We start from the raw sequence: 25,440 nt of genomic DNA, 5'->3' as shown, positions 1-25,440 counted from the left end.
AGTTCCGCGGCTCACGGATCTCTACTCTTCGGACGACCTTGTACTGGCACTGGTGGAGGAAGTGACCTGCAAGGCAGCTACCCTCACTCTCTTTCCCGGGTCCAGTTGGTCGGTGCCCGTCGACCGCATGTCGTCCAACCCCCTCGACACCGCAGACAGCCTCGTCACGGAGGGGGAGGTGGTGGTTGTCCGGTTCCTCCGTGACAAGGGTGCCGTCGTTCTCTCCCTCATCGACGTTGATGACGACGAAGAGGTCCGGGCAGCGCCGGCGCTCGTGCGGGGCGGGACTGCCTGGTTGCAGGCAGGACGGCATCTGCAGGAACGGGCGAAGACGGCCACCGGAGAGGCCTCGGCGGCATCCTCAGGGGCAGGGCTGCCCGCCGGACCGGCGGGGGTGACGGGGCAGCCAGTCCCGCCAGCCCCAACGGGAAGTGCGGCCGGCACGCCGGCGGCTGCCCTGATGTCGGTGCAGCTTTCCCTTGCCACCGGAAAGGCCGAGGTGGGCAGGTTGCGGGAACTGGTCAAAGCTGGGAGCAGCGCCGGTCCGGAGCTCCTTCGCCTGGAGCGCGAGGTGGCGGCACTGCACGAAGAGCTTGGGCTGGAGCGCCGGCAAGCGGCGGCGAGCGGGGCGCACCTGGCCGGTTTGGCCGCTAAGAATGCCAAGCAGTTGGAGGATCTGCGCACGCTGCGTGCCCGCAATCGCGAAATGCAACAGGGGATGAAGCGGTCCCGCGACGATCAGACCGGGGCTTTTGAAACGGCGGAGGAACGAGTCCGGCACGATATTTATCTGGCTTGGGTGCGCAACGTTCCTGCCGACGACAAGTCCAGATTTCCCTTGCCGGCGGGATTCAGCATGGGTCCGGAGTTCGCCGCTTCACTGTATTCGCGGACGGAAAAGGGAGCCGTCGCCAAAGCATTGAAAGCGGTGGTGGTGGTCTTGACGGGCATTGCGGAGCGGAGTTCCGCCCGGGAGGTTCATCCCCTGCGCTCCAACGACGGAGGCGATGCCCCGCAGATACAGCGCGAAGACGGCGCCCGGTGCTTCCGGGCATCGATCGAGCGGGGCGTCGCGTCCGCGCGCAGACTGCACTACTGGAGGACGGAGGGCGGCGTGGAGCTGTCCCGGGTGGTGGTCCACGACGACTTCAAGCCATAGTCTGCCCGGGCCGGGTCACAGCATCGGCCGGGGCGGCTACATCCGGGCGAGCCTCGCGCGGACCACCATGTACGCCCCGTAGCAGATGAGCCCCAGCCCCACGGCTGCTAGCAAATACACGCCGAATGGCTGCTCGCGCAATCCCCTGAGCGCGCCGTCCAGCCCAGTTGATTCCTGGGGGTGGGCCGTGACCGCGGCAACGACCACCAGGAGACCCGTCACAAAGAGGGCCACGCCCTTGGCCACGTATCCGGCCATGCCAAGGCCGCGAACGCCCTTCCGGGTGCTTGGCGAAGACGGCATGTGGATGCGCTTCTCGAAGGACTTCCGGAATCCGCGGACGGCGTAGACGATGCCGGTGATGGCCACAGCCGCGCCAATCAGCACGAGGAGCAGGACTCCGCCCGGCGCCTTCATCAGCGTGACGGTCATGTCGCTGGTGGACTCCCTGTTGTCCTTGCCACTTCCGCGGGCAAAGGAGGCAAACGTAAATGCGAAGGCCGCATAGACCACGGCCTGGGCTCCCGCCTGGAACTTACGGGAGGCTTTCTCCTTGGACGGCAGATTGCTGAAATCGAAGATCGCATCGCTAGCCTGCCACAGGGCCAGAGCGATGCAAGCGGCGAAGCTAACCCACAGCAGCAATGGCCCGGCCGGCTGGCTGGCCAGTTCCGCCACGGCCCCGCTGACGTCAGCCCGGCCGCCCTTGCCAATCGCCAGCCCGATGGCGATGGTCCCTACCAGGACGTGAAGCAGCCCGCTCACGGCAAACCCTGCCCTGGCCATCAACTCAAGTGTGCGGGAGTTGGTAACCTCCTGGGCTTTGTCCGATGCGCCTTGCAGTTCTCTTTTGATGATCGTTCCTTTGCGCCGGCACCGTCGTGCAGTTACTGCGGTTTCCCGCCCGCTAAGGCTAATCGTGCCACGGGAAGGCGCTCGGCGACAGACCGCCGTGGTGCCCAAAACAGGCCGATCGAGGACCGGCGGCGGCCGCGCCCAAGGCACGGCTGGGAACTATATCCGCCGGTAGCAGAGATCGAAGATCATGCGGCCGGCCTCGTGTGCCTTGTTCTCGAAGCTGGTGCGGATGCGGCCCTCGAAGCGCGGCGCCCAGCCGCCGGTTTCGTCGATGCCTTCGTTGGGTCCGGTGTGCTCGGTGCTGACAGGCGCCCGGCCTTCCTTCACCGGAGCGCCGCCGACCAGCGATTCGACGCCACTCTGCCAAACGTGCGTGAGAGGGCTCTCGGGACCCCTGCGCTCGCCGTTGTGCAGGTTCTCAAAGGCCGTGGAGCTGGCGAGCACGTCCCGCACATGCACGGCGTAGTTGGACCAGTCCGTGGCGATCCGCCAGAGCCCGCCCGGCTTCAGTGCCCTGGCGGCCAGCTCGGCGAACTCGGGCTGGATGAGCCGGCGTTTGTGGTGCCGGGACTTGTGCCAGGGGTCGGGGAAAAAGATCCACAGCTCGCTGACCGATGCTGGCGGAAGCATGCTCGCGAGGACCTCAGGGGCATTGGCCTCCACGACGCGGACGTTGGTGAGCCCCCTGCTGTTGATCTTGATCATGGTGTTCGCCAGCCCCGGCGTGTAGACCTCCACGGCGAGGAAGTCCTGGTCCGGGTTCTCCTCGGCGGCATGGCAGACGGCATCACCCAGGCCGGAGCCGACCTCGACGATCAGCGGGGCCCTGCGGCCGAACTCAGCCTCGGCATCGAAAGTGTAATCCGGGTGAACCGAGGTGTTGGCGACATGGCGCGGAACGTCTACCGCCCAGCGGTCCGAGTGCTCTTCCCAGGCGGCCTGCCGCCGGCCCTGAAGGCGGGTTCCGCGGCGCACGAAGCTGACCGGCCGCCCGCCGTACGTGCCGAACGACGCCTGGCTGCCCGGCGTGACGGGCCGCGGCGCGTTGGGATTTTCGGGCTGCTCGTTCCTAGGCTGCTGGGGGGATTCTGGAGTTTCACTCATCACCTCCAGAATAGTGGAGCCGACGGGCCGATCGCCGCCGTCCCGGCAATCGCAGGCGACCAGCGCAGCTGGCCGGGAGAGACCGAAGGCAAGATGGCTGGCACGGCCAGAGACATCGGCCGGAGCGCGGCCGGCGGGCGTACGTGATGTGAAAAGGGCTCTCCAGCGGTTCAGGACATGAGGGTGATGATGCCTTGGACGACCGCCGGGATGATGAAAAAGGCGGCCTCCGTCCCTACGATCCATAACCCGGCGACCCCGCTTCTCCAGGCCTTGGTGCCACTGTGGTTCCGTCTGACCGCGAGGATGCCAAGGACCGTGCCAAGGAGTCCGAACAGCACGGGCAGGCTAAACAACACCGCCGGCGCCACCCAATCCAGGCCGCTGGTGCCGGTGTCCGGCCGCGTAAACAGAACGGCGAATACGGTGGGCACAGCCGTGAGGACCATGCTGGGGATGGCCAGAACACTAAACACGAGACTCGCGCTCCCCTCCCCGGAGCCCTGCTGATCGTCACGGGGAGGCTGGGGCCCGTCGCGGTACATCGGCGCATTTGGAAAGCTCATGGGTCTCCCAACAGTTGGCGATTGATGACACGGAACCGGAAACTTTCAGTCCACACTATTCGCGGACCCGGGCAGACGTGACTGGCTTTTTTGCCTAAGTGGATAACTGCCCCCCGGGCGTCCGGCTGGCTCGTTGGGCCCCAGTCCGGCCTGTTTGGACAAGGACCGCCGCTGCCTGAGCGCCTGTAAGAATGGGCGAGTGAGGGAAGCGAAGAACACAGCAGCGACGAACCAAGAAATGCCCGGAGCGACTGGCAGGCGTCCTGGCATGCTGGTGGACGCCGAGATCGATGAAATCCCTGCCGCCGAACCCACGCAGGTTGGCGGCCCGCGGGCGCTGGCATACCTTGGCCTGTGCCTGGTGCTGATTGGGCTGAACCTACGCACGGTGTTCTCAAGTTTTTCGGCCGTGCTCCCCGAAATAACGTCGGACGCCGGACTGCCTGGCTGGACAGTCGTTGTGCTCACCACTGTCCCGGTAACGCTTCTCGGCGTGTTCGCGCCGCTGGCACCCGTGCTGGGGAGAAGATTCGGTGCCGAGCGCGTGCTGCTCGGTGCAATGGCCGTTTTGACGGCCGGGCTCCTCCTGCGCCCGGTGGAAGTCCCAGGCGGCGGGCACCTGCCCACCTTGCTCGCAGGTACGGCCGCGTGCGGGGCGGCGATTGCCCTGTGCAATGTCTTGCTGCCCGGGCTCGTGAAGCGTGATTTTCCGCACCGGCTGGGCCTAATGGGCGGCCTGTACACCACGGCCATCTGTGCGTCCGCTGCCCTCGGTGCGGGTTTCACCTACCCGGTCTTCATCGCGACGGGACAGTGGACCTCGGCGCTGTGGTTCTGGGCGTTGCCGGCCGCCGTCGTTCTTCTGCTTTTCCTGCCGGTCGCCGTACGGCAGCGGAACGGGCAACACAAAGCCGTTCACGACGGCGTGAACGTGTGGCGCTCCGCAATCGCCTGGCAGGTCACCATCTTCATGGTGCTGCAGGCCATGATGTCCTTCAGCGTTTTTGCCTGGCTGGCCCCGATCCTCCGCGAACGCGGGGTGGACGGCGGCACGGCCGGGCTGATCGTGTCCGCATCGATCGTGCTGCAGATGCTGGGCTCGCTCTTCGCACCCGCCCTGGCCGCGAGGTTTCGTGACCAGCGCATCATCAACACCGTGGTGGCGCTCATGACCGGCGGCGGCTTCGCGCTGAGCATCTTCGGTCCGCAGGAGCTGATCTGGGTGTGGACCGGCCTTCTCGGCTTGGGCCAGGGGAGTCTCACGGCCGTGGCCCTGACCATGATCATGCTCCGCACACGGGACGGGCAAGCAGCCGCACACTTGTCGGGCATGATGCAGGGCGTGGGCTACGGGCTGGGATCAACGGGAACGCTCCTGGTGGGCCAGCTGCACCAGTCCACCGGCTCGTTCACTGCTGCCGGCGTGCTGTTCCTCGTGGTGGGTTCGCTTGCCGCCTTCTTCGGATACCGGGCCGGGCGGAACCGCTTCATCTGACTCGCTGGTTAAGCCTGCCTGGACCAAGCTCAACCAGCGGATTGCCAGCTGGCTAGTGCGTCAGGTCCTTGCCCTTGGTCTCGGGGATGGTGAAGATGAACGCCGCGCTGATCGCCAGAAGCACCACCGCATAAACGTTGAACAGGTTGGGCAGCTGGAGCGTCGTGCCAAGCCACTGCTGCAGGTAGGGAGCTGTTCCGCCGAACACCGCCACGCAGATGGAATACGGCACACCCACGCCCACGGTCCGGATGCTGGTGGGGAACAGCTCCGCGTAGACGGCGGGCACAATGGCCGCGCTCGCGGCGATGAAGATGAGCATCACGGACATGCTGACCGCCAGCTGCCAGGCAGAATCCTTCAGCAGCCAGGTCATGGGGAAGTGCATCACGGCCGCACCGATGGCGCCGGCCCACAGGACCTTCTTGCGGCCGATCCGGTCGGACAGCTTGCCCCAGAACGGCAGGGCGGCGATGAACACGATGTTGCCGACCACGCCGGCCCACAGCGCTTCGCCGCGGTCGATCTTCAGGGCGGTGGTGGCATAGCTCGGCGCCACCACACCCCAGATGTAATAGATCACCGTGAGGCCGACCGTCAGCCCGATGACCTGCAGCGCCTGCTTGCGGTAACGGACAATCTGCGGCCAGATCGGCGCGCGCTTCTCGGTGGTTGTCTCGCCTTCGAACACGTCCGACTCGTGCAGCCTGGACCGCATGATGAGCGCGTACAGGCCCATGGCGGCGCCGATCAGGAACGGAATGCGCCAGCCCCAGGCGTTCATGACCTCGGTACTCAGCGCCATGTTCAGGACCGCCCCCAGCAGCGTCCCAAACAGGATGCCCACCGTGCCCGAGGTGTAGATCAGCGTCGCCCAGAAGCCGCGGCGCTCCTTGGGTGCCATCTCGGACAGATACGTTTGCGACGACGGCAGCTCGCCTCCGTGCGCCAGGCCCTGAACAAGCCGGGCCACCAGGAGCATGAGTGAAGCCCACGCGCCGACGCTGGCAAACGTCGGCGCAACGCCGATCATTAGGCTGCCCAGAGACGCCAGCCCGACGGCGAGCGTCATGGAGGTCTTGCGGCCCACCCTGTCGCCGATCCAGCCGAAGAGGAACCCGCCGAACGGCCGGGCCACAAAGCCGACAGCGAAGATCGCCAAGGTGGACAGCACCGCCGACGCCGGATCCGCCTTGCTGAACAGCTGGCTGGCGATGAATGGGGTGAACGTGGCGTAGATGGCCCAGTCGTACCATTCGACTGCGTTGCCGATGCCTGTGCCGATGATGGTCTTCGCGGTGGACGCTCGGCCCGTGCGCTGCTGATTAAAGGTGGTGGTCATGGTTCTCTTCCTCAGGTGGGCGGGGCTAGGAGGCCGAGGCGGCGGCCGGAACGGCGGAGGCGCGGGCGGGGGACGCCGCCGCAGACAGCGTGGCCAGCCGCGAAACGGCGAGTTCGGCATAGAGCGCGGCCCCGTCAGCCAGCACGCCGTCGTCGAACGTTGCGTACGGTGAGTGGTTGAACGGGGAGGTGGCGTGGTCCGCATCCCGGGGCACGGCGCTCAGGCCGATGAAGGTGCCGGGCACCTCGGCGAGCACCCGGGAGAAGTCCTCGGAGCCGCTGAGCGGGGTGGCCCAGCGCGCGAGCCGCGATTCGCCGAAGAGGCCCGCGATGACGTTCTCGGCCGTGTGCGTTTCGTCCTCGTCCGTGATGGTGAGGGGGTATTCCTGCTGGTAGTCGACGTCCACGTCGAGCCCGTGTGCGGCGGCGATACCCTTGAGCAGACGAGGCACAGCGTCCATCATCTTCTGCCGGGACTCTTCGGAGAACGTCCGGATCGTGGCCTCGATGCGCGCCGTTTCCGGGATGACGTTGCGCTTGGTGCCGGCGTGGAGCACGCCCACGGACAGAACCACCGGATCGAACATGTTGAACTGCCGGGTGACCATGACCTGCAGGGCCGTCACCATTTCGGCCGCCGCCGTGACGGGGTCCTTGGCCGAATGCGGGGCTGAGCCATGGCCTCCGGCGCCCAGCACGGTGACCACCAGCCCGTCGGAGGAGCTGAGCATGACGCCCGGCTTCGTGCAGAACGTGCCGTGGGGCTCGAGGGAGGAGAAGACGTGCATGCCGTAGGCGGCGTCCACCCGGCGGCCGGGTGCGTCCAGAACGCCCTCACGGATCATGTAGCTCGCACCGTCGAAGCCCTCCTCGCCCGGCTGGAACATCAGCACCACGTCGCCGGCCAGCTGGTCCCGGCGTTCTGCCAGCAGCGTGGCGGCTCCTGCCAGCATGGACGTGTGGAGGTCGTGGCCGCACGCGTGCATGGCGCCGTCGATGGTGGAGGTGTACTGGACGCCGGTCTTCTCCTGGACTGGCAGCCCGTCCATGTCCGCGCGGAGGAGGACTGCGGGCCGGTCAGCCCCGGTGGTGCCGGCGGCGCCGGGTGAGCCGCCGCGCAGGACCGCGGTGACGGACGTCGTGTCCTTGCCCAGGGTGATCTCGAAGGGCAGCCCGTCCAAGGCCTTGAGGACCTTTTCCTGCGTCCGCGGCAGCTCCAGGCCGATCTCCGGCTCCCGGTGCAAGTCGTGGCGGAGCCTGGCGAGGTCTCCCTGCAGTTCCTGGGCATCGGCGGCAATTGGCACGTGCACTCCTTGTCTTCGGTATTATGCTCGGTGCGTCTATTCTGAAGTGGCCTGCTTCACACTCCGAAGAAGTGCTGGAAGAATGCATTTGTATTGGATTATCTGCAGGATTCATGCAGGACGGAGGCTCATTTGGAGCTCAGCGAGGATGACCTGGTTCTCATCAACGCCCTGCAGATCGCGCCCCGGCTCAGCTGGGCGGATGCATCCGGGGTTCTGGGCGTTCACGCCACGACGCTTGCCAACCGGTGGGAGCGGCTGCGCTCCGGCGGGGCCTCGTGGGTGACGGCCCATCTCATCGGCGACCCCAAGCAGATGTGCCTCGCCTTCGTGGCCGTGGACTGCGAGATGAACCGCCGGGAACGTGTCACGGCCAGCCTGGCGGCGATGCCGGAGATCGTCACGGTGGAGGAGGCCGCCAGCAACCGCGACCTGATGCTCACCGTCATTACCCGGTCGCTGGAGGAATTCAGCACCAATGTGGTGTCCCGGCTGAAAGACATCGAGGGCCTGGTGAAGTACCAGACGGCACTGTGCACCCGGCTGCACACCGGCGGCGATGCCTGGCGGCTCAACGTGCTGAGCCGGGCGCAACAGGCGGCTCTTCGGGAACTCGCGCGCCCCGCTGGTCCCGGCACCGAGCGCCAGGGCGCCGCCCGGGAACCGCTGCCCGCGAGCCACCTGGATCTGCTTCCGTACCTGGCCAAGGATGGGCGCGCAACCGCGGCAGACATCGCGCGCGCCCTGGGCCGCAATCCTGCCACTGTGCAGCGCCAGCTGAACCGCGTGCTCGCCAGCGGAATCCTGTCCTTGCGGTGCGAGGTGGCGCAGCGGTACTCGTCCTACCCGGTCACCTGCCAGTGGTTTGTCAACGTTCCGGCCGGCCGGCATGAGGCCGCCGCCGCGGAGATCCGGACCATCCGGAACGTGCGCCTCAGCGCCTCGACCACGGGGCCCACCAATTTCGTGATCATCATGTGGCTCCAGTCGCTGGCCGACGTCATGACCGCCGAAGTCGCCCTGCAGCAGAAGGTCCCGGGCATCGAGCTGGTCGAAAGCGTCGTCATGCTCAGCACCGTGAAGCGGGTCGGCTGGTTGCTTAACAAGGACTCCACGGCGAGCGGCGCGGTCGTCGTCGATGCCGGGGGCCTCGAGCTCCCGTATTAGCCCGCGGGTTCCCAGCGCAGCGGACCTGTGCCGGGTGCGTTGCGCCGCCTCGTGTGGCATGCTGTCGCCGTGCACGAATCCGCCCCGCCACTTTCCGCAGCACCCGCCGCAGGGATCCTCCGGCACCCCTATCTCCTGGTGACCGTCGGCTCGTGCGCCCTGGTGTTCCTGGCCGCCTTCGAATCGCTGGCCGTGACCACCATCATGCCGATCGTCAGCCGCGAGCTCGACGGGGCAAGCCTGTACGCCCTGGCGTTTGCCGGCCCGCTGGCCACCGGGGTGATCGGCATGGTGGGCGCCGGCAACTGGTCCGACCGGCGGGGTCCTCTGGCGCCGCTGTACGCTTCCGTGGCCGTGTTCGTTCTGGGGCTGCTGATTGCGGGCACGTCCGGCAGCATGGCCGTCCTGGTCGCTGGCAGGCTGGTCCAGGGCCTGGGCGGCGGCGCCATGACCGTGGCCCTCTACGTGGTGGTGGCCCGCGCCTATCCGCCCGAGCTTCATCCTAAAATCTTCGCCGCGTTCTCCGCAGCGTGGGTCATCCCGTCCCTGGTGGGGCCGTTTGCCGCCGGACTCGTGGCGCAGCTGGCCGGCTGGCAGTGGGTGTTCCTCGGCGTGGTGGCCCTCGTTGTCCCCGCCCTGGCCATGCTGGTCCCGGCGCTGCGCGGGGTCCGGTCGGGACCGGAGGAGCAGCTGGCACCGTGGGCCTTCGGGCGGCTGGCCTGGGCTGCCCTCGCCGCCATCGCGGTATTGGGCCTGAACCTGTCCTCCCGGATTCCGGTGGCCGGCGCGCTCGTCGCGGCTGCCGCCGTCGTGGTTGCCCTGCTGGCCGTCAGGCCATTGGTGCCCCGCGGAACCCTGACCGCCCGCCGCGGGCTGCCCAGCGTGATCCTTACCCGGGGACTGGCGTCGGCCGCGTTCTTCGGCGCCGAAGTCTACCTGCCGTACCTGCTGGTGGACCGCTACGCCTTCTCGCCCACCTTCGCCGGACTCACGCTGACCGGGGGAGCTCTCGCCTGGGCCGCGGCCTCCGGTATCCAGGGTCGCCTCGGCGGACGGCTGCCGAGCCCGGTCGCGGTCCGGATCGGTTCGCTGCTGGTGCTGTCCGCGATAGTCCTCGCCCTGGTGACCACCGCCTTCGGCTGGCCGGCCGCCATCGCGATCGCCGGCTGGATCCTTGCCGGCGGCGGCATGGGACTGATGTATCCGCGGCTGAGCGTTATGACGCTCGCGCTCTCGACGCCGGACACGGAAGGCTTCAACAGCTCGGCGATGTCCATTTCCGATTCCCTCGGCGGTGCCCTCGCCCTCGCCACCACCGGCATCGTGTTCACCGCGTTTACGACGACGGCGGCATCGTTCGCCGGGGTGTTCGCCCTGACGGCCGCGGTCGCCGCAGCCGCTGTGGCCATTGCACCCCGGGTGGCCGACTAGCGCCGGAGCCTGTTAGAGGCGGGGGAGCACTTTGTAGGCGTCTGCCCGGGTGGCGCGCAGCACGGCGTCGGCCAGGAGCGCCATCTGTCCGTCCGGGCCGGTGGCCTCGCGTTCCCTGGCCTCAGCCACGTCCACCCGCCATTCCGGCGCCGTCAGCCTGAGCTCGGACACGAGCTCCTCCGCCGTGAAAAACCGTCCCGCCGCGTGGCCCGCTCCGCCGTCGTCGGAATGGCTATGACCGGACCAGGGTGGCAACCCCTCCGGATGGTGCCCCACGATCAGCAGTGTGCCGCCCGGCCGCACCGCGCCCGCGGCAATCCGGTGGGACCGCTGCCACGGCATTTCCGTGGAGTGCAGGAACTGCGCGGAGACGAGGTCAAACTGTTCCTGCGGTTTCCACGTCTCCAGGTCCTGCCGCAGCCAGGTGATGCGGCGGCCCGCCTCTAATTCCGCTGCATGCGCGGCGGCCCGTTCCAGCGCGACGGCGGACACGTCCACCGCGGTCACCGTCCAGCCCCGTCCGGCGAGCCACAGGGCATCGGCACCTTCGCCGCAGCCGAGGTCCAAAGCCGTTCCCGGTCTCAGCCCGGCCGTTTCAGCGACCAGTTGCGGGTTGGGCCGTCCGCTCCAGATGCGCGGACGGCTCCGGTACATTTCGTCCCAAAGGTGGGCGGCGCCGTCGTTCTTTGCCGCGTAGTGCTCTGCATTGGCGCCGTCCGCGGAATGCTGGTGGGAAGGTGAAGGCATCCGGTTATCCGCCGCTCTTGATCTTGCGCCAGCCGCCGGCGCGGTTGTTGGCGATGACAGCCCTGAACAGTTCCGTCAGGGCAGGTGCATTGATCGCTTCGCCTTCGTAGAAGGCCACCGTGCGGGCCGTCTTGTTCTCGTGTCCACCGGTGATGAGGTGGCCCGGGTCAGGCACGATCCCGCCGTCGTACAGGAAGACGTTGACGTGGTCCTTGGCCGCGAGGAGGGCGCAGATGTTGCCCTGGAGTTCAAAGTAGGGTTGCCGCGTGCGCTTGATGGTCTCCGTCACTTCCGGATCGGCGGCATGGACCAGCTCGCGGACTTCCCGGCACACCGCCTGCTGCCATTCGGGAAGCGCGCCAATGTAGGCGTCCACGCGCGGATCTGCGGTGTAGTCCATGGGGAACACCCTGCCACACAATCCGCAGTTGGAGACAGTGTCAGGGGAGCTGCAGGATGATGTTCCCCTCGCCGTCCGCGTGCACCGGATAGCTGCGCAGCGGGCCGGCTCCGGTGGTGGAGCAGCCGGTGTCCAGCTCGAAGGAGTGCTGGTGCAGGGGACACATCACCAGGGCCTGGTCGATGGTGCCGTCGGCTATGGGGCCGCCCTTGTGGGGGCAGACAGCGGAAAGCGCCCGGAGGGACCCGTCCCTGAGCCGGAATACCGCGATCTGCTCACCGTCGACGCCGAACGCGCGGCCCTCGCCGACGGGAACCTGGTCCAGCCGGCCGAGGACGTGCAGGCCGGCGCTCTGCCCGGCGTCGGAGAGTCCCGTTTTGGAGAGTCCCGTGCTCATCGGACCGGCACCTGGGGAAGAACCTCAAGCGGGAGCGAAGTGCGGAACTGGCCGGGGGTGAACGGATCGTCGCGTTCGGTCCAGGGGTCGACGTAGGCGTCGACGGACTCCTGCATGGCGGCGTCGAGCTGCGCGGCGATCCCTTCGGCGTCGTCCACGATCACCGACCGGAGGTGCTCAATGCCGACGCGCGGCACAAACGCGTACGTGCGCTCCAGCCAGTTGGCGCGCTCCCGGTAGTACTGCATGAAGCGGCCGGTCAGCAGCTTCACGGTCTCGGGGCTGTCCACGGTGGCAAGCAGGTCGCCCTTGCGGATGTGGGCCCCGGCCGCGCCGCCCACGTAGATCTCCCAGCGGCCGCCCTCCACGGCCACCACCCCCACGTCCTTCACCAGCGATTCGGCGCAGTTCCGCGGGCAGCCGGACACGGCCAGTTTCAGTTTCGCCGGCGACTCGATGCCTTGGAAGCGCGACTCGATCTCGATGCCCAGCCGGGTGGAATCGCCGGTCCCGTAGCGGCAGAACTCCTTGCCGACGCACGTCTTCACGGTCCGGAAGCTCTTGCCGTAGGCATAGCCGGACGGCATGTCGAGGTCGGCCCAGACCCTGGGCAGGTCCTCCTTGGGAACGCCGAGCAGGTCGATCCGCTGCCCACCGGTGAGCTTCACCATGGGAATCCTGTACTTGTCCGCGACGTCGGCAATCCGGCGGAGCTGCTCAGGGGATGTCACGCCGCCCTTCATCTGCGGCACCACCGAAAACGTGCCGTCCCGCTGGATATTGGCGTGGACCCGGTCGTTCACGAACCGGGCGTCACGCTCGTCGACGTATTCACCGGCCCACATCATCTTCAGCAGCGAGGCCAGGCCCATCTTGGATTTCGCATCCTCGGTTCCGCCGGGAGCCAGCGCGGCGAATACCGCAGACACCGAATGCAGATTCTGTTCGCGGATGGCCTTCATGAGGGCAGCCTTCTCCAGCGGCACGCCCGGCACGTAGTAGCTTGCCGCGGGATCTTCCGCCACGGCGCCGTCGGCGGCCCACTCCACCACCTGCCGGACCAGCAGTTTGCAGGAGCCGCAGCCCTTGCCCGCGCGCGTCGCGTCCATCACGCCGGCCAGCGTGTTGCAGCCGCCGGCCACGGTGTCCACCAGGGCCTGCTTGCTGACGCCGTTGCAGTTGCAGACCTGCGCGTCACCGCCCAGTTCGGCCACGCCCGCCTCCTCAGCCGGCCCGCCGACGTCGAACAGCAGCGAGACGCGTTCCTCCGGCAGCGGCAGCCCGCGGTCGAACGCCTGCGTCAGGTAGGCCACTTTGCGGCTGTCCCCGAGCAGCGTGGCACCCACGATCTTGCTGTCCCGGATCACGATGGACTTGAAGACTCCGCGGCTCGGCTCCGAGAACACCACGTGTTCGTCGGTGTCCCGTTCCGGGGCCTGCAGCCCCATGGAGGCGACGTCGACGCCGGCCACCTTGAGTTTCGTGGCCGTCCGGGTGCCCAGGTAGGCCGCTTTCGGATTGGCGCCCGTCACGTGGTCGGCCAGGACGGAGGCCTGCTCCCATAGCGGCGCCACGAGGCCGTACACCTCGCCGCGGTGCTGGACGCACTCGCCCACCGCGTAGATCTCGTCCTCATCCGGCACGCGCATCTGGTCGTCAACCACGATCGCCCGCTCCACCGGCAGGCCGCTCGTGACGGCCACCTCAACGTTGGGGCGGATGCCTGCCGCCACCACCACCATGTCGCAGCCGATGTCCGGCATGTCCCGCAGCCGGACGCCGCGCACCCTGTCATCGCCCAGGATGGCCGTGGTCCGGCTGCCCGTGTGGACCCTGATGCCGAGCGCTTCCACGCTTCGCCGCAGGACCGCGCCGCCGTCGGGCCCCATCTGGGCGTTCATCAGGTGACCTCCAGAGTGGACCACCTCGACGTCGATGCCGTGGCTTTGCAGCCCGCGCGCGGCTTCCAGCCCCAGGAGTCCGCCGCCGATCACCACTGCCCGGTGGTGGTGGTCCTGCTGGGCGTAGGAGACCATGCCGTGTGTGTCGTCGATCGTGCGGAACGCGAAAACGCCCGGCCGCAGCAGCCCTCCGGGGGTGTACAGTCCGTCCATCGGCGGCAGGTGCGAGCGGCTGCCCGTGGCAATGACCAGGACGTCGTACGGCGTGGCACGGCCGTCGTCCGAAAATACCAGCCTGGCGAAGCGGTCGATTTTTTCTGCCCGGACGCCCGCGTGCAGCGTGATGTCGTTCTCCCGGTACCAGGCCAGGGAATTGAGGAAGATATCGCCGGCGCTTTCCTCGCCGGAGAGGACGTGGCTGAGCATGATCCGGTTGTAGTTGCCGTACGGCTCGTCCCCGAACATGGTGATCCTGTACTGCACGCCGCCGCCGCGGGCCAGGATCTCTTCGACGGCCCGCGCCCCGGCCATGCCGTTGCCGATCACCACGAGCCGACGGCGGGAATCAACAGTTTTCGTCCGGGCGGACCGGCTCGCCACCGCTGTCATCAGTGCTCCACCATGCCCAGATCGACCACCACTGAACCGCTCACACCCGTGTCCGCCAGCAGCCTGAGTTCGATCAGCGAGCCGCCCTCGATGTCCTCCACCACGCGGAGCGGGACGTGGACATCGCTCTTTGCACCGATAGGGAAGTACCGCATGGGAATGCCGTCCCGCATCAGGACCACCGTGATCAGCTCCGGGGAGGAGTTACCGCCCCTGAAGTACAGCGTCTGGTTGATCACTCCGTCCGGAACGTAGTGCGACAGCTGGCTGTGGATGGGCACGGGCTTTTCCAGGCCGGCGCCGTCGAAGGGGAAGATGCCCTGGAGGAAGAGGTTCTTCAAGATCACGGTCAGATCCTTTCGGCAGAGAATCGCTGACCTGGTGGCGATCAGCCGGGCATACGACCATGGTGCTCCGGGGTTGTTTCGCGCTTCCGCGCGCGAGGTAATTTCCGTATAACACCTTCCTCACCACCGCCTGCTTTTCGGGCAGTGACCGGGAGCGGAGGCCGCAGATGGTAGACTGGTGGAACTTGATGTGCAGTGATGCCCACTTTGTTCCGGTCCATCAACCGGAATCCCGCTTAGGATCCGTCCGGCAGGGAGTGGGCTTTTTTCATGTGAGAGGCACATCCTGCGTCGATGAACGCTATTTGGTCCCAGCCGCAAAAACCGGCCGGTTGATCACCTGACTTTTCTTCGGCGACCCCCTGAGCCAACCGGCATCGGGGGCCGATATCCGCTTGGATACCGCCTGAAAGACCCTGATAAACACATGACTACTTTCGCTGCCCTCGGCACGCCCAAGGCACTCGCCGACACCCTGACAGCACAGGGGATCGAAACACCGTTCCCCATCCAGGTCAAGACCCTTCCGGACACCCTTGCCGGTCGCGACGTCCTGGGCCGCGGCCGCACCGGCTCCGGCAAGACCATTGCTTTCGCCATCCCGCTTGTAGCACGACTCGCTGAGCGGGAAGCCAAGCACTTCCGCAAGCCCGGCCGCCCCATGGGCCTCGTTCTTGCACCCACCCGTGAGCTGGCCACCCAGATCAACGCCACCATCGAGCCGATGGCCAAGGCCATGGGCCTGACCACCACCGTGATCTACGGCGGCATCTCCCAGGCCCGCCAGGAAAAGGCGCTGCGCGCCGGCGTCGACATCGTCATCGCCTGCCCGGGCCGCTTGGAGGACCTGATCCGCCAGCGCATCCTGACGCTCGAAGCCGTGGAGATCACCGTCCTGGACGAGGCAGACCACATGGCCGACCTCGGCTTCCTGCCCGTGGTCAAGAAGCTCATGGACATGACCCCGAGCCAGGGCCAGCGCCTGCTGTTCTCGGCCACCCTGGACAACGGCGTGGACAAGATCGTCCAGCGCTACCTGTCCAACCCGCTGACCCACTCCGTGGACGATCCGCAGGCCGCGGTGACCACCATGGAACACCACGTGCTGGTGGTCAACGACCAGACCGTCAAGAAGCAGCTGATCGTCGAGCTCGCCTCGGGCGCCGGCCGCCGGGTGCTCTTCATGCGCACCAAGCACCACGCCCGCAAGCTGGCCAAGACCCTGACAGACGCCGGCATCCCCGCCGTCGATCTGCACGGCAACCTGTCGCAGAACGCCCGTGACCGGAACCTGGCCGAGTTCTCCTCCGGTGACGTCCGCGTCCTGGTGGCCACCGACGTCGCCGCCCGCGGTGTCCACGTGGACGACGTCGAACTGGTCATCCACGTTGACCCGCCCACCGAGCACAAGGCTTACCTGCACCGCTCGGGCCGAACGGCACGCGCCGGTTCGGACGGCACCGTGGTCACGCTGACGCTCCCGGAGCAGCAGTCGGACGTCAAAAAGCTGATGAAGGCTGCCGGCGTCGAGGTCAACTTCGAGCGCGTCACCGCCAACTCGCCGCTGGTTGCAGAACTGGTGGGCGAAATGGCCGACAAGATCGATCCGCGCACCCGCGCCGCACTGCTCGCCGCGAAGGCGGCACAGCACGGCGGCGGCACCTCCACCGGTGCCAACGCCGAGCGCAAACGCGCACGCCGCCAGGCTCCACCCACCACGGGTGGCCGGGGCGGTCGCGGCGGACGCGGACGTGTTTCCGCCGAGGCTCCCCGCACCGATCTTCCCCGCGCCGAGCGCCGTGCCGCGGCCTACGAAGGCCAGGCTGCCGCACGGAACGCCGCAGACCGCGTCATCGAGCAAAACGAAGACCGGGCCCAGGCAGCAGCAGCTGCACGCCGCAACGCACGTGGCCGTGGCACGGCGTCCACGCACCGCAACGACGTTCCAGCAGCTGGTGGCCGTCCGTCGGCTGGCCGCGGTTCGGACGGACGTTCCGAATCCCGCATAACCCGCAGCGATGCTCCCCGTGGCGGCACCGGCCGTCCGGCGACCGGCGGCCAGCGCAGCGGACGCCCGGCAACAGGCCAGCGTGCCGCGGGAGCCCCTGCCGGCACCGGCGCCCGTACCGGCGGCGGCAACACCGGCGGCCAGCGCGCTGCCGGCGGTAACACCGGCGGCAACAAGGCTGTCTGGTCCTCCAACACTGGCGGCACCTCGGGTGGATCCTACGCAGGCGGCGGCAACGGCCGTTCCGGCGAAGGCCGTCCGGCACGCAGCGGCCCCCGCCGCGCCTCGGCTCCGGCTTCCAACGAACGCCGCAGCCGCTAAAAACCCGCACAACCACCATCGAGTGCTCCGTAACTGCCGTTTGGAGGGTTCATAACGGCAGTTCTGGAGCACTCGATGAGGTTTCAGGCCTCACCAGCCGCGGGCGCGCCACTCCTCCAGATGCGGACGCTCCGCGCCGAGGGTAGTGGGCTTGCCGTGGCCCGGGTGCACTATGGTGTCGTCCGGGTAGGCATCGAACAGCCGCTCGCTCACATCGGTGATGAGCTGGTTGAACCGTTCGGCATCCTTCTGGGTGTTGCCCACGCCGCCCGGGAACAGTGAATCGCCCGAAAAGATGTGGGCCGGGCCCTCCGGGTCCTGGTACACCAGTGCCACCGAGCCGGGGGTGTGCCCGCGCAGGTGCACTGCGGTCACGTCGAAGCCGTCGAAGTTGCCGACGTCCCCGTGGTCCAGCAGCACATCCACCGGCACCGGCAGTCCGGGGGCGTCATCCGTGCCGGCCGCCGTCTTGGCGCCGGTCGCAGCCACAAGCTCCGGAAGCGCACGGACATGGTCCCAGTGCTGGTGCGTGGTGGCAATCAGTGCCAGTTTGGGCGTTGCCGCTGTATCCGCTGCAGCGTCCGCGAGCAGGCCCTGGATTGCGGGCAGGTCATCCGCGGCGTCGATCAACAGCTGCGCGCCGGACTCCTTGGCGGTGAGCAGATACACGTTGTTGTCCATCTCGCTGACAGAAATGCGGCGGATGGTGATGTTCCGGAGTGAATGAATGAGCGTGTCCATGCGCTTCAGTCTACGAAGGTTGAGCGCTGACGCTCTTGCAGGGCCGCCGCGCCCTCCGCGGATTCCACTATCGGAATGCGGAGGGGCGGCGTTTCTGCGTCTGCCGCCGGTGCGCCGCCTACTCGCGGCCCTGGGACACCCACTGCGGATCAGCGGACCGGGAGCCGACGACGGCGTCCGCGGCTGCGTCGAGCGTCTCCAGTTGCGTCGGGGTCAGTTCCAACGCAAGGGCGCCCAGGTTTTCGTCGATGCGGCGCGCTTTGCGCGTGCCGGGAATCGGGACGACCGGCAGGCCAAGGCGCGTGCCGTGGGCGAGCAGCCAGGCCAGCGCAACCTGTGCCGGCGAGGACGCCAGCTCCGACGCTACGGACTGCACTGCCGCCACGACTTGCTGGTTGGCGTCCAGCGCACCTTCGGCGAAGCGCGGGATCTTGCGCCGGAAGTCATTTTCACCCAGCTGCGAGGCGTCAACGGTTCCGGTGAGGAATCCCCGGCCCAGCGGCGAATACGGCACGAAGCCCACGCCAAGCTCGGCCGCTGCCGGAACCACGTTGCGTTCCACATCCCGGCTCCAGATGGACCATTCGCTCTGGACGGCGGCGATGGGGTGGATGGTGCTGGCCTCCCGGAGTTCATCGGCTGTTACTTCCGACAGGCCCAGGTGCCGGACCTTCCCCTGCTCCACCAGCTCCGCCATGGCGCCCACGGTTTCAGAGATCGGAACCCGGACGTCGCGGCGGTGCATGTAGTAGAGGTCGATGACGTCCGTGCCAAGCCGCTGCAGGCTGCGGTCCACGGCTGCCTTGACGTAGGCGGCATCCCCGCGGATGTCACTGTAGCCAGTGGACGGTGAGCCCACGAGGCCGAATTTGGTGGCCAGCTGGACCTCACCGCGGCGGTCACGGAGCAGCTGCGCGATCAGCTCTTCGTTGTTTCCGCCGCCGTAAATATCGGCGGTGTCGATGAAGCTGATGCCTGCGTCCACCGCATGGTGCAGGGTCCGGAGGGCTTCGGCCAGGTCCACCTCGCCGTACACGGGGGTGAGCGCCATACCGCCGAACCCCAGGGGGCTGACAGGGAGGCCGTCGCCCAGGTGCAACGATGCTGCCAGGTTGTTCGTCATCTCAATCTCCGTCTCCAGGGAAGTGCTGTCCCAGCCAAGAACCAAGGCGGCCGGGCAGGTATTCCGGCAGCCCGTTCCAGGACGCGCCGGGAGTGCCGCTCAAAGGTGGGGAGGTTCAGCGCCGGTGCTTGACGGCGCCGGAGGCAGCAGCTTCAGTCCCGCGGCACAACCGACGATCCCGGCGATGAACAGCACCTTGAGCACGCTGACAGGCTCGACGCCGGTGGCCATGGCCCAGCCGACCGTCAGCGCCGCGCCGATCCCCACCCAGACGGCGTAGGCCGTGCCGAGCGGGATGCGTTTCACCGCCAGGCCGAGGCCCAGCATGCTGAGCGTCGCCGCCGCGGCAAACACGAGCGAAGGCACCGGCCGGGTAAAACCTTCGGACAGCCCCAGCGCCGTCGCCCAGACCGCCTCAAGGACGGCGGAGGCCAGCAGGATGAGCCAGGCAGTGCCAGGTTTCGAGGTCATCACGCCACCACCTTCAGGCCAACCACGCAGGCGGCGATCCCGCCGAGCAGCAGCAGCCGGGCCGCCGTCGGCCGTTCAACCCTGGTGACAATCGCGTAAGCGGACGTCAGCACGACGCCCACGCCGACCCACACCGCGTAGGCGGTGCCGGTGGGAATGGACTGCATCGCGATGGCGAGGCCGCCCGTGCTGGCCAGGACCGAGGCGAGGAAAAGGGCTGCGGGGGCAATCCGGCGCCGGCCCGAAGACTGGAAGGTGCGGTGCAGCGCCGCCGCCCACACAGCCTCAAGGGCACCGGAGAAAATGAGAATGAACCACGACATGACAGATCCTTTGGCCAGTCTTGTCGCGTGCCGGGTACTGAACCGTCGTCCGGAGGTCCGCCGAACGGGACCTTGTGTTTCAGCCTAGCAACGCACGACGGCGGGTGGCCAGCTGGGTTGATTGGCCAGCTGGGTTGATTGACCAAGCGGGGCGGGTGGCTAGCCTACGACCGGGCCGGTGGACGCTGAGCCGCGGGATCCGGCATTGCTGGATCCGGCGTCGGGGGACACGGCATCGATGGACACCACGGCCAGGAACCCGCGTCCCAGGATTTCAGGCGTCCGCGCGTCTGAACCGACCACGGCGTCGTAGCGGCCGAGCGGCTCCGCGTCACCCGGACCGGCTTCCGGGCCGGCATCGTCCGGTTCCGTGCCAGGACTGACCGTCGCCTGGCCTTGGAGCAGGATGCCAAGCTGCCCCTCAAATACTGGATGTGCCCGCTTCTTGGAGAGCTCCACAATGGACGTGTACCCCTTGAAAGCGCCGGTCCGGGCGATGACGTTAAGGTCGCGGATGTCACCCGTGGGCAACGCGCCGGAGGCCGCCGCTTCGCCGGAGAAGCGGAAGGGCCGGTATTTCTCGAGCGGATGTTCGCCGCCGTCGACGGTCAGCAGCAGGAGCTCACCGTCGATGACCGTCAGCACGCGCTCCATGCCGGGGAAGGACGAGAAATCGCCGGCTTCGGCGACGTCGGCGATGCTGACTCGCCAGTCCCAGGCGCCGTCCTGTGCAGAGGCGGCCAGGGGATGGCTGGCCAGCTCCCGGGTCACCCCGCCGCCGTTGCGCCACGGTTGCGGTCTGAGGTCTGCGAAGCGAATGATCTCCATCCGCCCAGCCTAGCCGGGGCGGCGTCCGGCACGGCAGCCAACCGGCTGGACGTTGCCGGGTCTTTCGTTGCCCGCGGGTGGTGGCCCGCGTAAAGTCAGCGCTGTGAAACCACGCAACTGGGGGACACATCAACCAAAGGAGCCGGTGAATGTTCGTCAAAGTGTGCGGGTTGAGTACGCCTGAATCGATCCGGGAGGCAGTGGAGGCCGGAGCGGATGCGGTGGGCTTCGTACTGACCGCCAGCCCCAGGGTTGTCTCCCCGGCGCAGGTCATGCAGCTGCTCCGCAGCGTTCCCGAAAGCGTCGCCGCCATCGGCGTTTTCCGACACGAACCGGCCGGGGACGCCGTGGCCATAGCGCGCGCGGCCGGCCTGGAATGGATCCAGCTTCACGGCCGCCGCACCCCCGAGGACGTAAAGACAGCGCATGACGCCGGGATGAAGGTCATCCGGGCAGTCACCATGGATGACGCCCCGGACGCGTTCGGGAGCTGGGGCGAGGAGCGGCTCCTGGTCGATGCCGCCGTCCCCGGATCAGGCGAAAGCTGGGACTACGGCTCCATGCGCACCAAGGGCCTCGATGGCCGGAACTGGCTCCTCGCCGGCGGGCTGAACCCTGCAAACGTCGCAGAAGCGGCCCAAGCGGCGGGGGCGTGGGGCGTGGACGTCTCCTCCGGCGTCGAGAAGTCCCGGGGCGTCAAGGACCTGGCGAAAATCCGCGCGTTCGTGACGGCCGCGAAAGCCTGACAACGGCGTGGGCTCCTCTCCGGCTGTGATTGCCCAGGCGCCCTTGGCCCCGCTGTATGCGGCGGGTTTCGTTACGGCCTTTGGAGCCCACAGCGTTGCCGCGGGCCTGGGCGCGCAGAGCGGAAACATCGGCCTGACCCTGCTGAATCTGGGCGTTCTGCTCGCTGTCTATGACGTCTCCGAAGTCTTTCTCAAGCCCGTTTTCGGGGTGCTGAGCGACAGGGTTGGAGCCAAACCGGTCATTGTCGGCGGCCTGCTGGGCTTTGCCGTTCTTTCGCTGATCGGCCTCTGGGCCGCGGATCCGCTCCTGCTTGGCCTCGCCCGCCTAGGGCAGGGCGCCGCGGCTTCGGCGTTCTCGCCGGCCTCCTCGGCCATGGTGGCTCGGCTGACGGCGGGCAAGAGCGCCGGAACGGTGTTCGGCAGATACGGCTCGTGGAAGAGCCTGGGCTATGTGATCGGACCACTCCTGGGTGCCGGCCTGATCCTGGCGGGCGGTTTCGCATTGCTGTTCGCGGTGCTTTCGGTCTTGGCCGCGGGCACCGCTGTGTGGGTCATGGCGGCAGTGCCGCACCTTGCGCCGCTCCCGCGCCGGCGCTACACCGTGCTGGATCTGGCCCGGCAGGTTTCCGAGCGCAGCTTCCTGGTGCCAACCCTGGCGCTGGCGGCCTCCATGGGGGCCATGGGGGCAGCCATCGGATTCCTTCCTGCACTGGCCGTGAGGGACGGGCTCGATCCGCTGGCGGGCACGGCAGCTGTCAGCGTGCTGGCCGTCGCCTCGGTGCTGGTGCAGCCCCGGATAGGTCGGCTTCGTGACCGGCACCGGATCGGCGACGCCGTCGGCATGCGGGCGGGCCTGCTGGTCACCGCAGCCGGGGCCGCCCTCCTGGCGATCGCCCCGTCTCCCGTCACCGATTTCGTGGCTGCGGCAGCGATAGGCACCGGCGTGGGCGCCGCCACCCCATTGGGCTTTGCCCATCTGGCGGACGCCACTCCGCCGGAACGGATGGGACGGACCATGGGCTCAGCCGAACTCGGGCGCGAACTCGGCGACGCCGGCGGACCTCTCCTTCTCGGAGGAGTGGCCACCCTGGCCGGACTCCCGCTCGGCCTCGGCGTGCTCGCGCTGCTCGTTGCGGCTGCCAGCATCCCCACGTTGCGTTCAAGGTCGGTCAGTTCAGGGTTAAATCAGGGCGGACCCCGAGGCTCCAACAGCTCTTCGAGGGGCAGAATGGACTGATGAAGACACTTCTCAACATCATCTGGCTGGTGTTCGGCGGCCTCTGGCTGTCGATTGGCTACTTCCTTGCCGGCGTGGTCTGCTGCCTCCTGATCGTCACCATCCCGTGGGGCATCGCGTCGTTCCGGATCGCCTCGTACACGCTCTGGCCGTTCGGCCGCATGGTGGTGGACAAGCCGGGAGGAAACGGTGTGTTCGCCCTGCTGGGAAACGTAATCTGGCTGCTCGTAGCGGGCATCTGGATCGCCATCGGGCATGTGGTGACGGCGTTCGCCATGGCCGTCACCATCATCGGAATCCCGCTGGCCATCGCCAACCTCAAGCTCATCCCGGTCTCCCTCATGCCGCTGGGCAAGCAGATCGTTCCCACCAACACGCCCTTCGTCAGCAGCTACCGCTGACCGATTCAACAGTTCATGCAGCCCCACGGAAAGTGAGGAAGAGCCATATGTCTGAAGCCCAGACCACCAGATCGAAAAGCACGCCCACCGAGGAACCGATGCTGGTGATCACCCGCCACTTCGAGGCCCCGGCCAGCCGGGTATGGTCCGCCCTGACCGATCCTGACCAGGCGCCGTCCTGGTGGGGGCCGCACGGATTCCACACGCCGCGGGAGACCATCGAGACGGACTTCGAAGTAGGCGGCCGGTACCGGGCCTGCATGATCAAGGACGAGACCGGCGAGAAGTTGTGGTGGAGCGGCATCCACACACGGATCGACCCGCCTGCCGTCTTCGAATTCACCTATGCCTGGGACAACGAGGACGGCACCCGCGGCTACGAAACGGAAGTGGCCGTCGAACTCGAGGAAGAGCTCGGCGGCACCCGGATGACCTTCACGCAGGGCCCCTTCGAATCAGTGGAAAGCCGGGACGGGCACGGCGCCGGCTGGGGCGAGGCGTTCGACCGCCTGGCAAGCCACGTCAGGACTGACGGCTAACCGCCCACAGTCCGGCACGCGCCTGCGCTCAGCGGCCCGCCGTGTCGAGCTCGCTGCGGAGGTTCCGCCGGGCGGCGTCCAGCCACAGCGTGCGGGCGCGGCCGGTGTGGAACAGCGGATCGAGCGCGAGCAGCTGGCGGACGACGGCGGTCCTGCCGGCCGCGAAGTCAGCGTCGCCAATGTGCGCGTAGTCTTCCCGGACGGCGGCCACATAGCGGGCGTAGGACTCGGGTTCGCCGCCGAGAACTGACAGGTCCGCATCGCAGAGGAGGGCGCCGCCGTCGTCCCCGGATGCCGGCCGGTGGTCGGAGGTGAGGCGGACCAGCCGCGCCACCTCGGCGACGTCATCCGCGGGCAGGCCTGCTTCGGCAAGCCTGACTTCGGCGAGCCGGGCCGACTCCTCCTCGTCCTGGCCGGCGATGCCTTGGTAGACGGCGTCGTGGAACCAAGCTGCGAGGAGCACTGTGAGCGGCGGTTCGTCGGGTCCGGTGAGCAGGTCCAGGGCCTCAAGAACCGCAAGCAGATGGGTACAGCCGTGGTAGCGGCGGTGGCTTTCGCTCCAGCGGTCCAGAAGGTCCAGGAAGAGGGCGTCGTGGCCCGGCATCACCGCGTTCCAGCGGTTCAGCAGCGGAACTTTCAGGGATTTGTTGCGCTCGCGGGCGGGGATCCTGAGTCCGCTCGCAATGAGTTTCCGGACCAGGACCCGTGCCTCCACGGGAATGGCGCCTGCCACCACCAGGTCGTCGAAGCGCCGCTCGGGCACGTCGTAATGGTCGCCGTCGAAGGCCCGTTCAGGGATCTCCGCCGCTGCGGCGAAGGCGTGCAGTTCCGCCAGCGAGGAGTCCGAGATCAGGTGCGAGAAGTGTGTTCCGTGCGCAGGCCAGAGAGGCGGATCCAGGTAAACGGCCATGGAGGAAGTCTAGTCCCCGGGGCCATCGGGATCCCGCGCCCAAGGGCCCCGGTGATCCCGGCAGGCGGCCGGTAGCCGCCTGCCGTTCTGGAATGTGCGCGGAAGGACGAATGTGCGCGGAAGGACGCTTCGTACTGCACGTCCGGGTCGGTCGGGCCGGCGCTATGAGCTGGACCGCTTGACCACGACGTCGTCGATGTATTCATCTCCCATCTGGCGGGAGTGTTCGGCTCCGAGCTGCACGGCGCTCACACTCGAGGCGCCCAGGTTCTGTGCGGTGCTGGAGAATTCCTGGAGACCGTCGAACCACACCTTGATCGTGGAGGTGCTGCCGTTGGCCCTGACCTGCATCGTGGCCCGGTGCCAGGTGTTCAGCGGAATGGTGGAGGACTTCAGTTTCGTGTAAGTAAACGTCCCGCTGGGGCCCGTCACGCGGAGCCAGAGCTGCCCGTTGCTGTTGTAGCGGTAGATATCCGCAATCCGCGTGCCGCCCGAGAAGAACCGGATGTAGGGGACGTCGTTTCCGGCGAGCCCGGCGGTGGTCACATTGAACCAGCCGTCCACGCCGGCTGTCTTGGTCCCGGCTGCCAGAGGCAAAGACATCAATGCGACGGACCCGGAATCTGCCGTCACGTGCAGTTTGGCCGAACACAGGCCGACATGGTCCGTGGTGCTGCTGACGGCGGCTGTGCCCGTCCCCGCCGTGCTCGGAAGGAACGGCGAGAGGGATCCTTCGAAGCTGGTGGCTGCGACCGTCGTTCCGGTGATCGTGCTGCTGGTTGGAGTGGTCTGTGGCGTGCGGCAGGTGACCGCGCTGGCCGCCTGCGCGGAACCGAAGACCAACCCGCCGGTAATGATCACCCCGAGGCTGCCAATGGTGCCGAGTTTCTTAAGCTTGCTCATTTCTGTGTCCTCACTATCTTGTTCGGGTCTTGGATTACCGGTCCCCTACGGCGGTCCCGGCCC

Annotated in this window: 26 protein-coding genes and 1 riboswitch; of the genes, 9 read left to right on the top strand and 17 right to left on the bottom strand. The window is 67.5% G+C overall.

Going from position 1 to position 25,440, the window contains the following annotated elements; genetic code table 11:
* Positions 1–112 precede the first annotated feature (112 nt).
* On the top strand, positions 113–1,159 hold the full coding sequence (locus LQ144_RS16670) for a hypothetical protein (protein ID WP_230119816.1): 1,047 nt from the start codon (positions 113–115) through the stop codon (positions 1,157–1,159).
* 36 nt (positions 1,160–1,195) lie between these two features.
* Here LQ144_RS16670 and LQ144_RS16665 read toward each other — a convergent pair whose 3' ends face one another.
* The 3 genes from LQ144_RS16665 to LQ144_RS16655 all read right to left on the bottom strand — a co-directional run bounded on the left by LQ144_RS16665 (position 1,196) and on the right by LQ144_RS16655 (position 3,687).
* Positions 1,196–2,002 (bottom strand): DUF1206 domain-containing protein, encoded by an 807-nt coding sequence (locus LQ144_RS16665; RefSeq protein WP_230119827.1) that lies wholly within the window; start codon positions 2,000–2,002, stop codon positions 1,196–1,198.
* Between the two features lie 171 nt (positions 2,003–2,173).
* A complete protein-coding gene (trmB, locus tag LQ144_RS16660; RefSeq protein ID WP_230119815.1) occupies positions 2,174–3,121 on the bottom strand; it encodes a tRNA (guanosine(46)-N7)-methyltransferase TrmB in 948 nt (315 codons plus the stop codon).
* 170 nt (positions 3,122–3,291) lie between these two features.
* On the bottom strand, positions 3,292–3,687 hold the full coding sequence (locus tag LQ144_RS16655) for a hypothetical protein (RefSeq protein WP_230119814.1): 396 nt from the start codon (positions 3,685–3,687) through the stop codon (positions 3,292–3,294).
* 238 nt (positions 3,688–3,925) lie between these two features.
* Here LQ144_RS16655 and LQ144_RS16650 point away from each other — a divergent pair, with 238 nt between their 5' ends.
* Complete coding sequence (locus LQ144_RS16650) at positions 3,926–5,182, top strand: MFS transporter (RefSeq protein WP_230119826.1); 1,257 nt, start codon at positions 3,926–3,928, stop codon at positions 5,180–5,182.
* A gap of 52 nt (positions 5,183–5,234) precedes the next feature.
* On the opposite strand, the gene LQ144_RS16645 is transcribed toward LQ144_RS16650, so the two are convergent.
* Entirely contained in the window at positions 5,235–6,524 is a 1,290-nt protein-coding gene (locus tag LQ144_RS16645; RefSeq protein ID WP_230119813.1) for an MFS transporter, read from the bottom strand.
* 25 nt (positions 6,525–6,549) lie between these two features.
* The gene (locus LQ144_RS16640) at positions 6,550–7,827 is read right to left on the bottom strand and encodes a M20 family metallopeptidase (protein WP_230119812.1); all 1,278 of its coding nucleotides are present in this window, start codon (positions 7,825–7,827) and stop codon (positions 6,550–6,552) included.
* Between the two features lie 132 nt (positions 7,828–7,959).
* Between LQ144_RS16640 and LQ144_RS16635 the strand changes: the two genes are divergently transcribed.
* The gene (locus LQ144_RS16635; protein WP_230119811.1) at positions 7,960–8,994 is read left to right on the top strand and encodes an Lrp/AsnC family transcriptional regulator; all 1,035 of its coding nucleotides are present in this window, start codon (positions 7,960–7,962) and stop codon (positions 8,992–8,994) included.
* Positions 8,995–9,063: 69 nt separating this feature from the next.
* Positions 9,064–10,425, top strand: coding sequence for an MFS transporter (locus tag LQ144_RS16630; RefSeq protein WP_230119810.1), 1,362 nt, complete (start codon positions 9,064–9,066; stop codon positions 10,423–10,425).
* A gap of 12 nt (positions 10,426–10,437) precedes the next feature.
* Here the strand turns inward: LQ144_RS16630 and LQ144_RS16625 are convergent, their stop codons facing one another.
* The 5 genes from LQ144_RS16625 to LQ144_RS16605 form a co-directional block, all read right to left on the bottom strand.
* Positions 10,438–11,079: a class I SAM-dependent methyltransferase gene (locus LQ144_RS16625; protein WP_230119825.1), complete on the bottom strand. Its 642-nt coding sequence runs from the start codon at positions 11,077–11,079 to the stop codon at positions 10,438–10,440.
* Positions 11,080–11,176: 97 nt separating this feature from the next.
* Positions 11,177–11,572 (bottom strand): DUF1801 domain-containing protein, encoded by a 396-nt coding sequence (locus tag LQ144_RS16620; protein WP_230119809.1) that lies wholly within the window; start codon positions 11,570–11,572, stop codon positions 11,177–11,179.
* 40 nt (positions 11,573–11,612) lie between these two features.
* Complete coding sequence (locus tag LQ144_RS16615; RefSeq protein ID WP_230119808.1) at positions 11,613–11,969, bottom strand: Rieske 2Fe-2S domain-containing protein; 357 nt, start codon at positions 11,967–11,969, stop codon at positions 11,613–11,615.
* Entirely contained in the window at positions 11,966–14,479 is a 2,514-nt protein-coding gene (gene nirB, locus LQ144_RS16610; protein WP_230119807.1) for a nitrite reductase large subunit NirB, read from the bottom strand. The genes LQ144_RS16615 and nirB overlap by 4 nt, the downstream gene beginning before the upstream one ends.
* Positions 14,479–14,826 (bottom strand): molybdopterin oxidoreductase, encoded by a 348-nt coding sequence (locus tag LQ144_RS16605; protein WP_230119806.1) that lies wholly within the window; start codon positions 14,824–14,826, stop codon positions 14,479–14,481. Before LQ144_RS16605 ends, nirB begins: the two co-directional genes overlap by 1 nt.
* A gap of 427 nt (positions 14,827–15,253) precedes the next feature.
* On the opposite strand from LQ144_RS16605, the gene LQ144_RS16600 reads away from it, so the two are divergent.
* Positions 15,254–17,155, top strand: coding sequence for a DEAD/DEAH box helicase (locus LQ144_RS16600; RefSeq protein ID WP_230119805.1), 1,902 nt, complete (start codon positions 15,254–15,256; stop codon positions 17,153–17,155).
* 90 nt (positions 17,156–17,245) lie between these two features.
* Here the strand turns inward: LQ144_RS16600 and LQ144_RS16595 are convergent, their stop codons facing one another.
* The 5 genes from LQ144_RS16595 to LQ144_RS16575 form a co-directional block, all read right to left on the bottom strand.
* Positions 17,246–17,896, bottom strand: coding sequence for an MBL fold metallo-hydrolase (locus LQ144_RS16595; protein ID WP_230119804.1), 651 nt, complete (start codon positions 17,894–17,896; stop codon positions 17,246–17,248).
* 118 nt (positions 17,897–18,014) lie between these two features.
* Positions 18,015–19,019 (bottom strand): aldo/keto reductase, encoded by a 1,005-nt coding sequence (locus LQ144_RS16590; protein ID WP_230119803.1) that lies wholly within the window; start codon positions 19,017–19,019, stop codon positions 18,015–18,017.
* Between the two features lie 99 nt (positions 19,020–19,118).
* Complete coding sequence (locus LQ144_RS16585; protein WP_230119802.1) at positions 19,119–19,490, bottom strand: multidrug efflux SMR transporter; 372 nt, start codon at positions 19,488–19,490, stop codon at positions 19,119–19,121.
* Complete coding sequence (locus LQ144_RS16580; RefSeq protein WP_230119801.1) at positions 19,490–19,813, bottom strand: SMR family transporter; 324 nt, start codon at positions 19,811–19,813, stop codon at positions 19,490–19,492. Before LQ144_RS16580 ends, LQ144_RS16585 begins: the two co-directional genes overlap by 1 nt.
* Positions 19,814–19,822: 9 nt before the next feature.
* Positions 19,823–19,889: riboswitch (guanidine-III (ykkC-III) riboswitch) on the bottom strand.
* A gap of 83 nt (positions 19,890–19,972) precedes the next feature.
* The gene (locus LQ144_RS16575) at positions 19,973–20,641 is read right to left on the bottom strand and encodes a HutD family protein (RefSeq protein WP_230119800.1); all 669 of its coding nucleotides are present in this window, start codon (positions 20,639–20,641) and stop codon (positions 19,973–19,975) included.
* Between the two features lie 149 nt (positions 20,642–20,790).
* Here LQ144_RS16575 and LQ144_RS16570 point away from each other — a divergent pair, with 149 nt between their 5' ends.
* The 4 genes from LQ144_RS16570 to LQ144_RS16555 are packed head-to-tail and all read left to right on the top strand — an operon-like array spanning position 20,791 to position 23,564.
* Positions 20,791–21,387 (top strand): phosphoribosylanthranilate isomerase, encoded by a 597-nt coding sequence (locus LQ144_RS16570; RefSeq protein ID WP_230119799.1) that lies wholly within the window; start codon positions 20,791–20,793, stop codon positions 21,385–21,387.
* A gap of 28 nt (positions 21,388–21,415) precedes the next feature.
* Positions 21,416–22,624 carry an MFS transporter gene (locus LQ144_RS16565; protein WP_354962166.1) on the top strand — a complete coding sequence of 403 codons (1,209 nt, stop codon included), beginning with the start codon at positions 21,416–21,418 and terminating at the stop codon, positions 22,622–22,624.
* Positions 22,624–23,025 carry a YccF domain-containing protein gene (locus LQ144_RS16560; RefSeq protein WP_230119797.1) on the top strand — a complete coding sequence of 134 codons (402 nt, stop codon included), beginning with the start codon at positions 22,624–22,626 and terminating at the stop codon, positions 23,023–23,025. The genes LQ144_RS16565 and LQ144_RS16560 overlap by 1 nt, the downstream gene beginning before the upstream one ends.
* 47 nt (positions 23,026–23,072) lie before the next feature.
* The gene (locus LQ144_RS16555) at positions 23,073–23,564 is read left to right on the top strand and encodes an SRPBCC domain-containing protein (protein ID WP_230119796.1); all 492 of its coding nucleotides are present in this window, start codon (positions 23,073–23,075) and stop codon (positions 23,562–23,564) included.
* Positions 23,565–23,592: 28 nt separating this feature from the next.
* On the opposite strand, the gene LQ144_RS16550 is transcribed toward LQ144_RS16555, so the two are convergent.
* Positions 23,593–24,474: a DUF4031 domain-containing protein gene (locus LQ144_RS16550; RefSeq protein WP_230119795.1), complete on the bottom strand. Its 882-nt coding sequence runs from the start codon at positions 24,472–24,474 to the stop codon at positions 23,593–23,595.
* A gap of 162 nt (positions 24,475–24,636) precedes the next feature.
* Positions 24,637–25,377, bottom strand: coding sequence for a polysaccharide lyase (locus tag LQ144_RS16545; protein ID WP_230119794.1), 741 nt, complete (start codon positions 25,375–25,377; stop codon positions 24,637–24,639).
* Positions 25,378–25,440: the final 63 nt, after the last annotated feature.

It is taken from the genome of Arthrobacter sp. Bi83 (assembly GCF_918698095.1).
Lineage (GTDB): Bacteria > Actinomycetota > Actinomycetes > Actinomycetales > Micrococcaceae > Arthrobacter.
This window is presented reverse-complemented; position numbering and strand designations above follow the sequence as displayed.

Bases quoted from the DNA above. Each gene is read 5' to 3' on its own strand.
- LQ144_RS16645 (WP_230119813.1), bottom strand. From the start codon at position 6,524: ATGACCACCACCTTTAATCAGCAGCGCACGGGCCGAGCGTCCACCGCG.
- LQ144_RS16560 (WP_230119797.1), top strand. From the start codon at position 22,624: ATGAAGACACTTCTCAACATCATCTGGCTGGTGTTCGGCGGCCTCTGG.
- LQ144_RS16625 (WP_230119825.1), bottom strand. From the start codon at position 11,079: ATGTACCGGAGCCGTCCGCGCATCTGGAGCGGACGGCCCAACCCGCAA.
- LQ144_RS16555 (WP_230119796.1), top strand. From the start codon at position 23,073: ATGTCTGAAGCCCAGACCACCAGATCGAAAAGCACGCCCACCGAGGAA.
- LQ144_RS16585 (WP_230119802.1), bottom strand. From the start codon at position 19,490: ATGACCTCGAAACCTGGCACTGCCTGGCTCATCCTGCTGGCCTCCGCC.
- LQ144_RS16570 (WP_230119799.1), top strand. From the start codon at position 20,791: ATGTTCGTCAAAGTGTGCGGGTTGAGTACGCCTGAATCGATCCGGGAG.
- LQ144_RS16550 (WP_230119795.1), bottom strand. From the start codon at position 24,474: ATGGCCGTTTACCTGGATCCGCCTCTCTGGCCTGCGCACGGAACACAC.
- LQ144_RS16600 (WP_230119805.1), top strand. From the start codon at position 15,254: ATGACTACTTTCGCTGCCCTCGGCACGCCCAAGGCACTCGCCGACACC.
- LQ144_RS16620 (WP_230119809.1), bottom strand. From the start codon at position 11,572: ATGGACTACACCGCAGATCCGCGCGTGGACGCCTACATTGGCGCGCTT.
- LQ144_RS16595 (WP_230119804.1), bottom strand. From the start codon at position 17,896: ATGGACACGCTCATTCATTCACTCCGGAACATCACCATCCGCCGCATT.
- LQ144_RS16650 (WP_230119826.1), top strand. From the start codon at position 3,926: ATGCCCGGAGCGACTGGCAGGCGTCCTGGCATGCTGGTGGACGCCGAG.
- LQ144_RS16580 (WP_230119801.1), bottom strand. From the start codon at position 19,813: ATGTCGTGGTTCATTCTCATTTTCTCCGGTGCCCTTGAGGCTGTGTGG.
- nirB (WP_230119807.1), bottom strand. From the start codon at position 14,479: ATGACAGCGGTGGCGAGCCGGTCCGCCCGGACGAAAACTGTTGATTCC.
- LQ144_RS16655 (WP_230119814.1), bottom strand. From the start codon at position 3,687: ATGAGCTTTCCAAATGCGCCGATGTACCGCGACGGGCCCCAGCCTCCC.
- LQ144_RS16615 (WP_230119808.1), bottom strand. From the start codon at position 11,969: ATGAGCACGGGACTCTCCAAAACGGGACTCTCCGACGCCGGGCAGAGC.
- trmB (WP_230119815.1), bottom strand. From the start codon at position 3,121: ATGAGTGAAACTCCAGAATCCCCCCAGCAGCCTAGGAACGAGCAGCCC.
- LQ144_RS16590 (WP_230119803.1), bottom strand. From the start codon at position 19,019: ATGACGAACAACCTGGCAGCATCGTTGCACCTGGGCGACGGCCTCCCT.
- LQ144_RS16575 (WP_230119800.1), bottom strand. From the start codon at position 20,641: ATGGAGATCATTCGCTTCGCAGACCTCAGACCGCAACCGTGGCGCAAC.
- LQ144_RS16545 (WP_230119794.1), bottom strand. From the start codon at position 25,377: ATGAGCAAGCTTAAGAAACTCGGCACCATTGGCAGCCTCGGGGTGATC.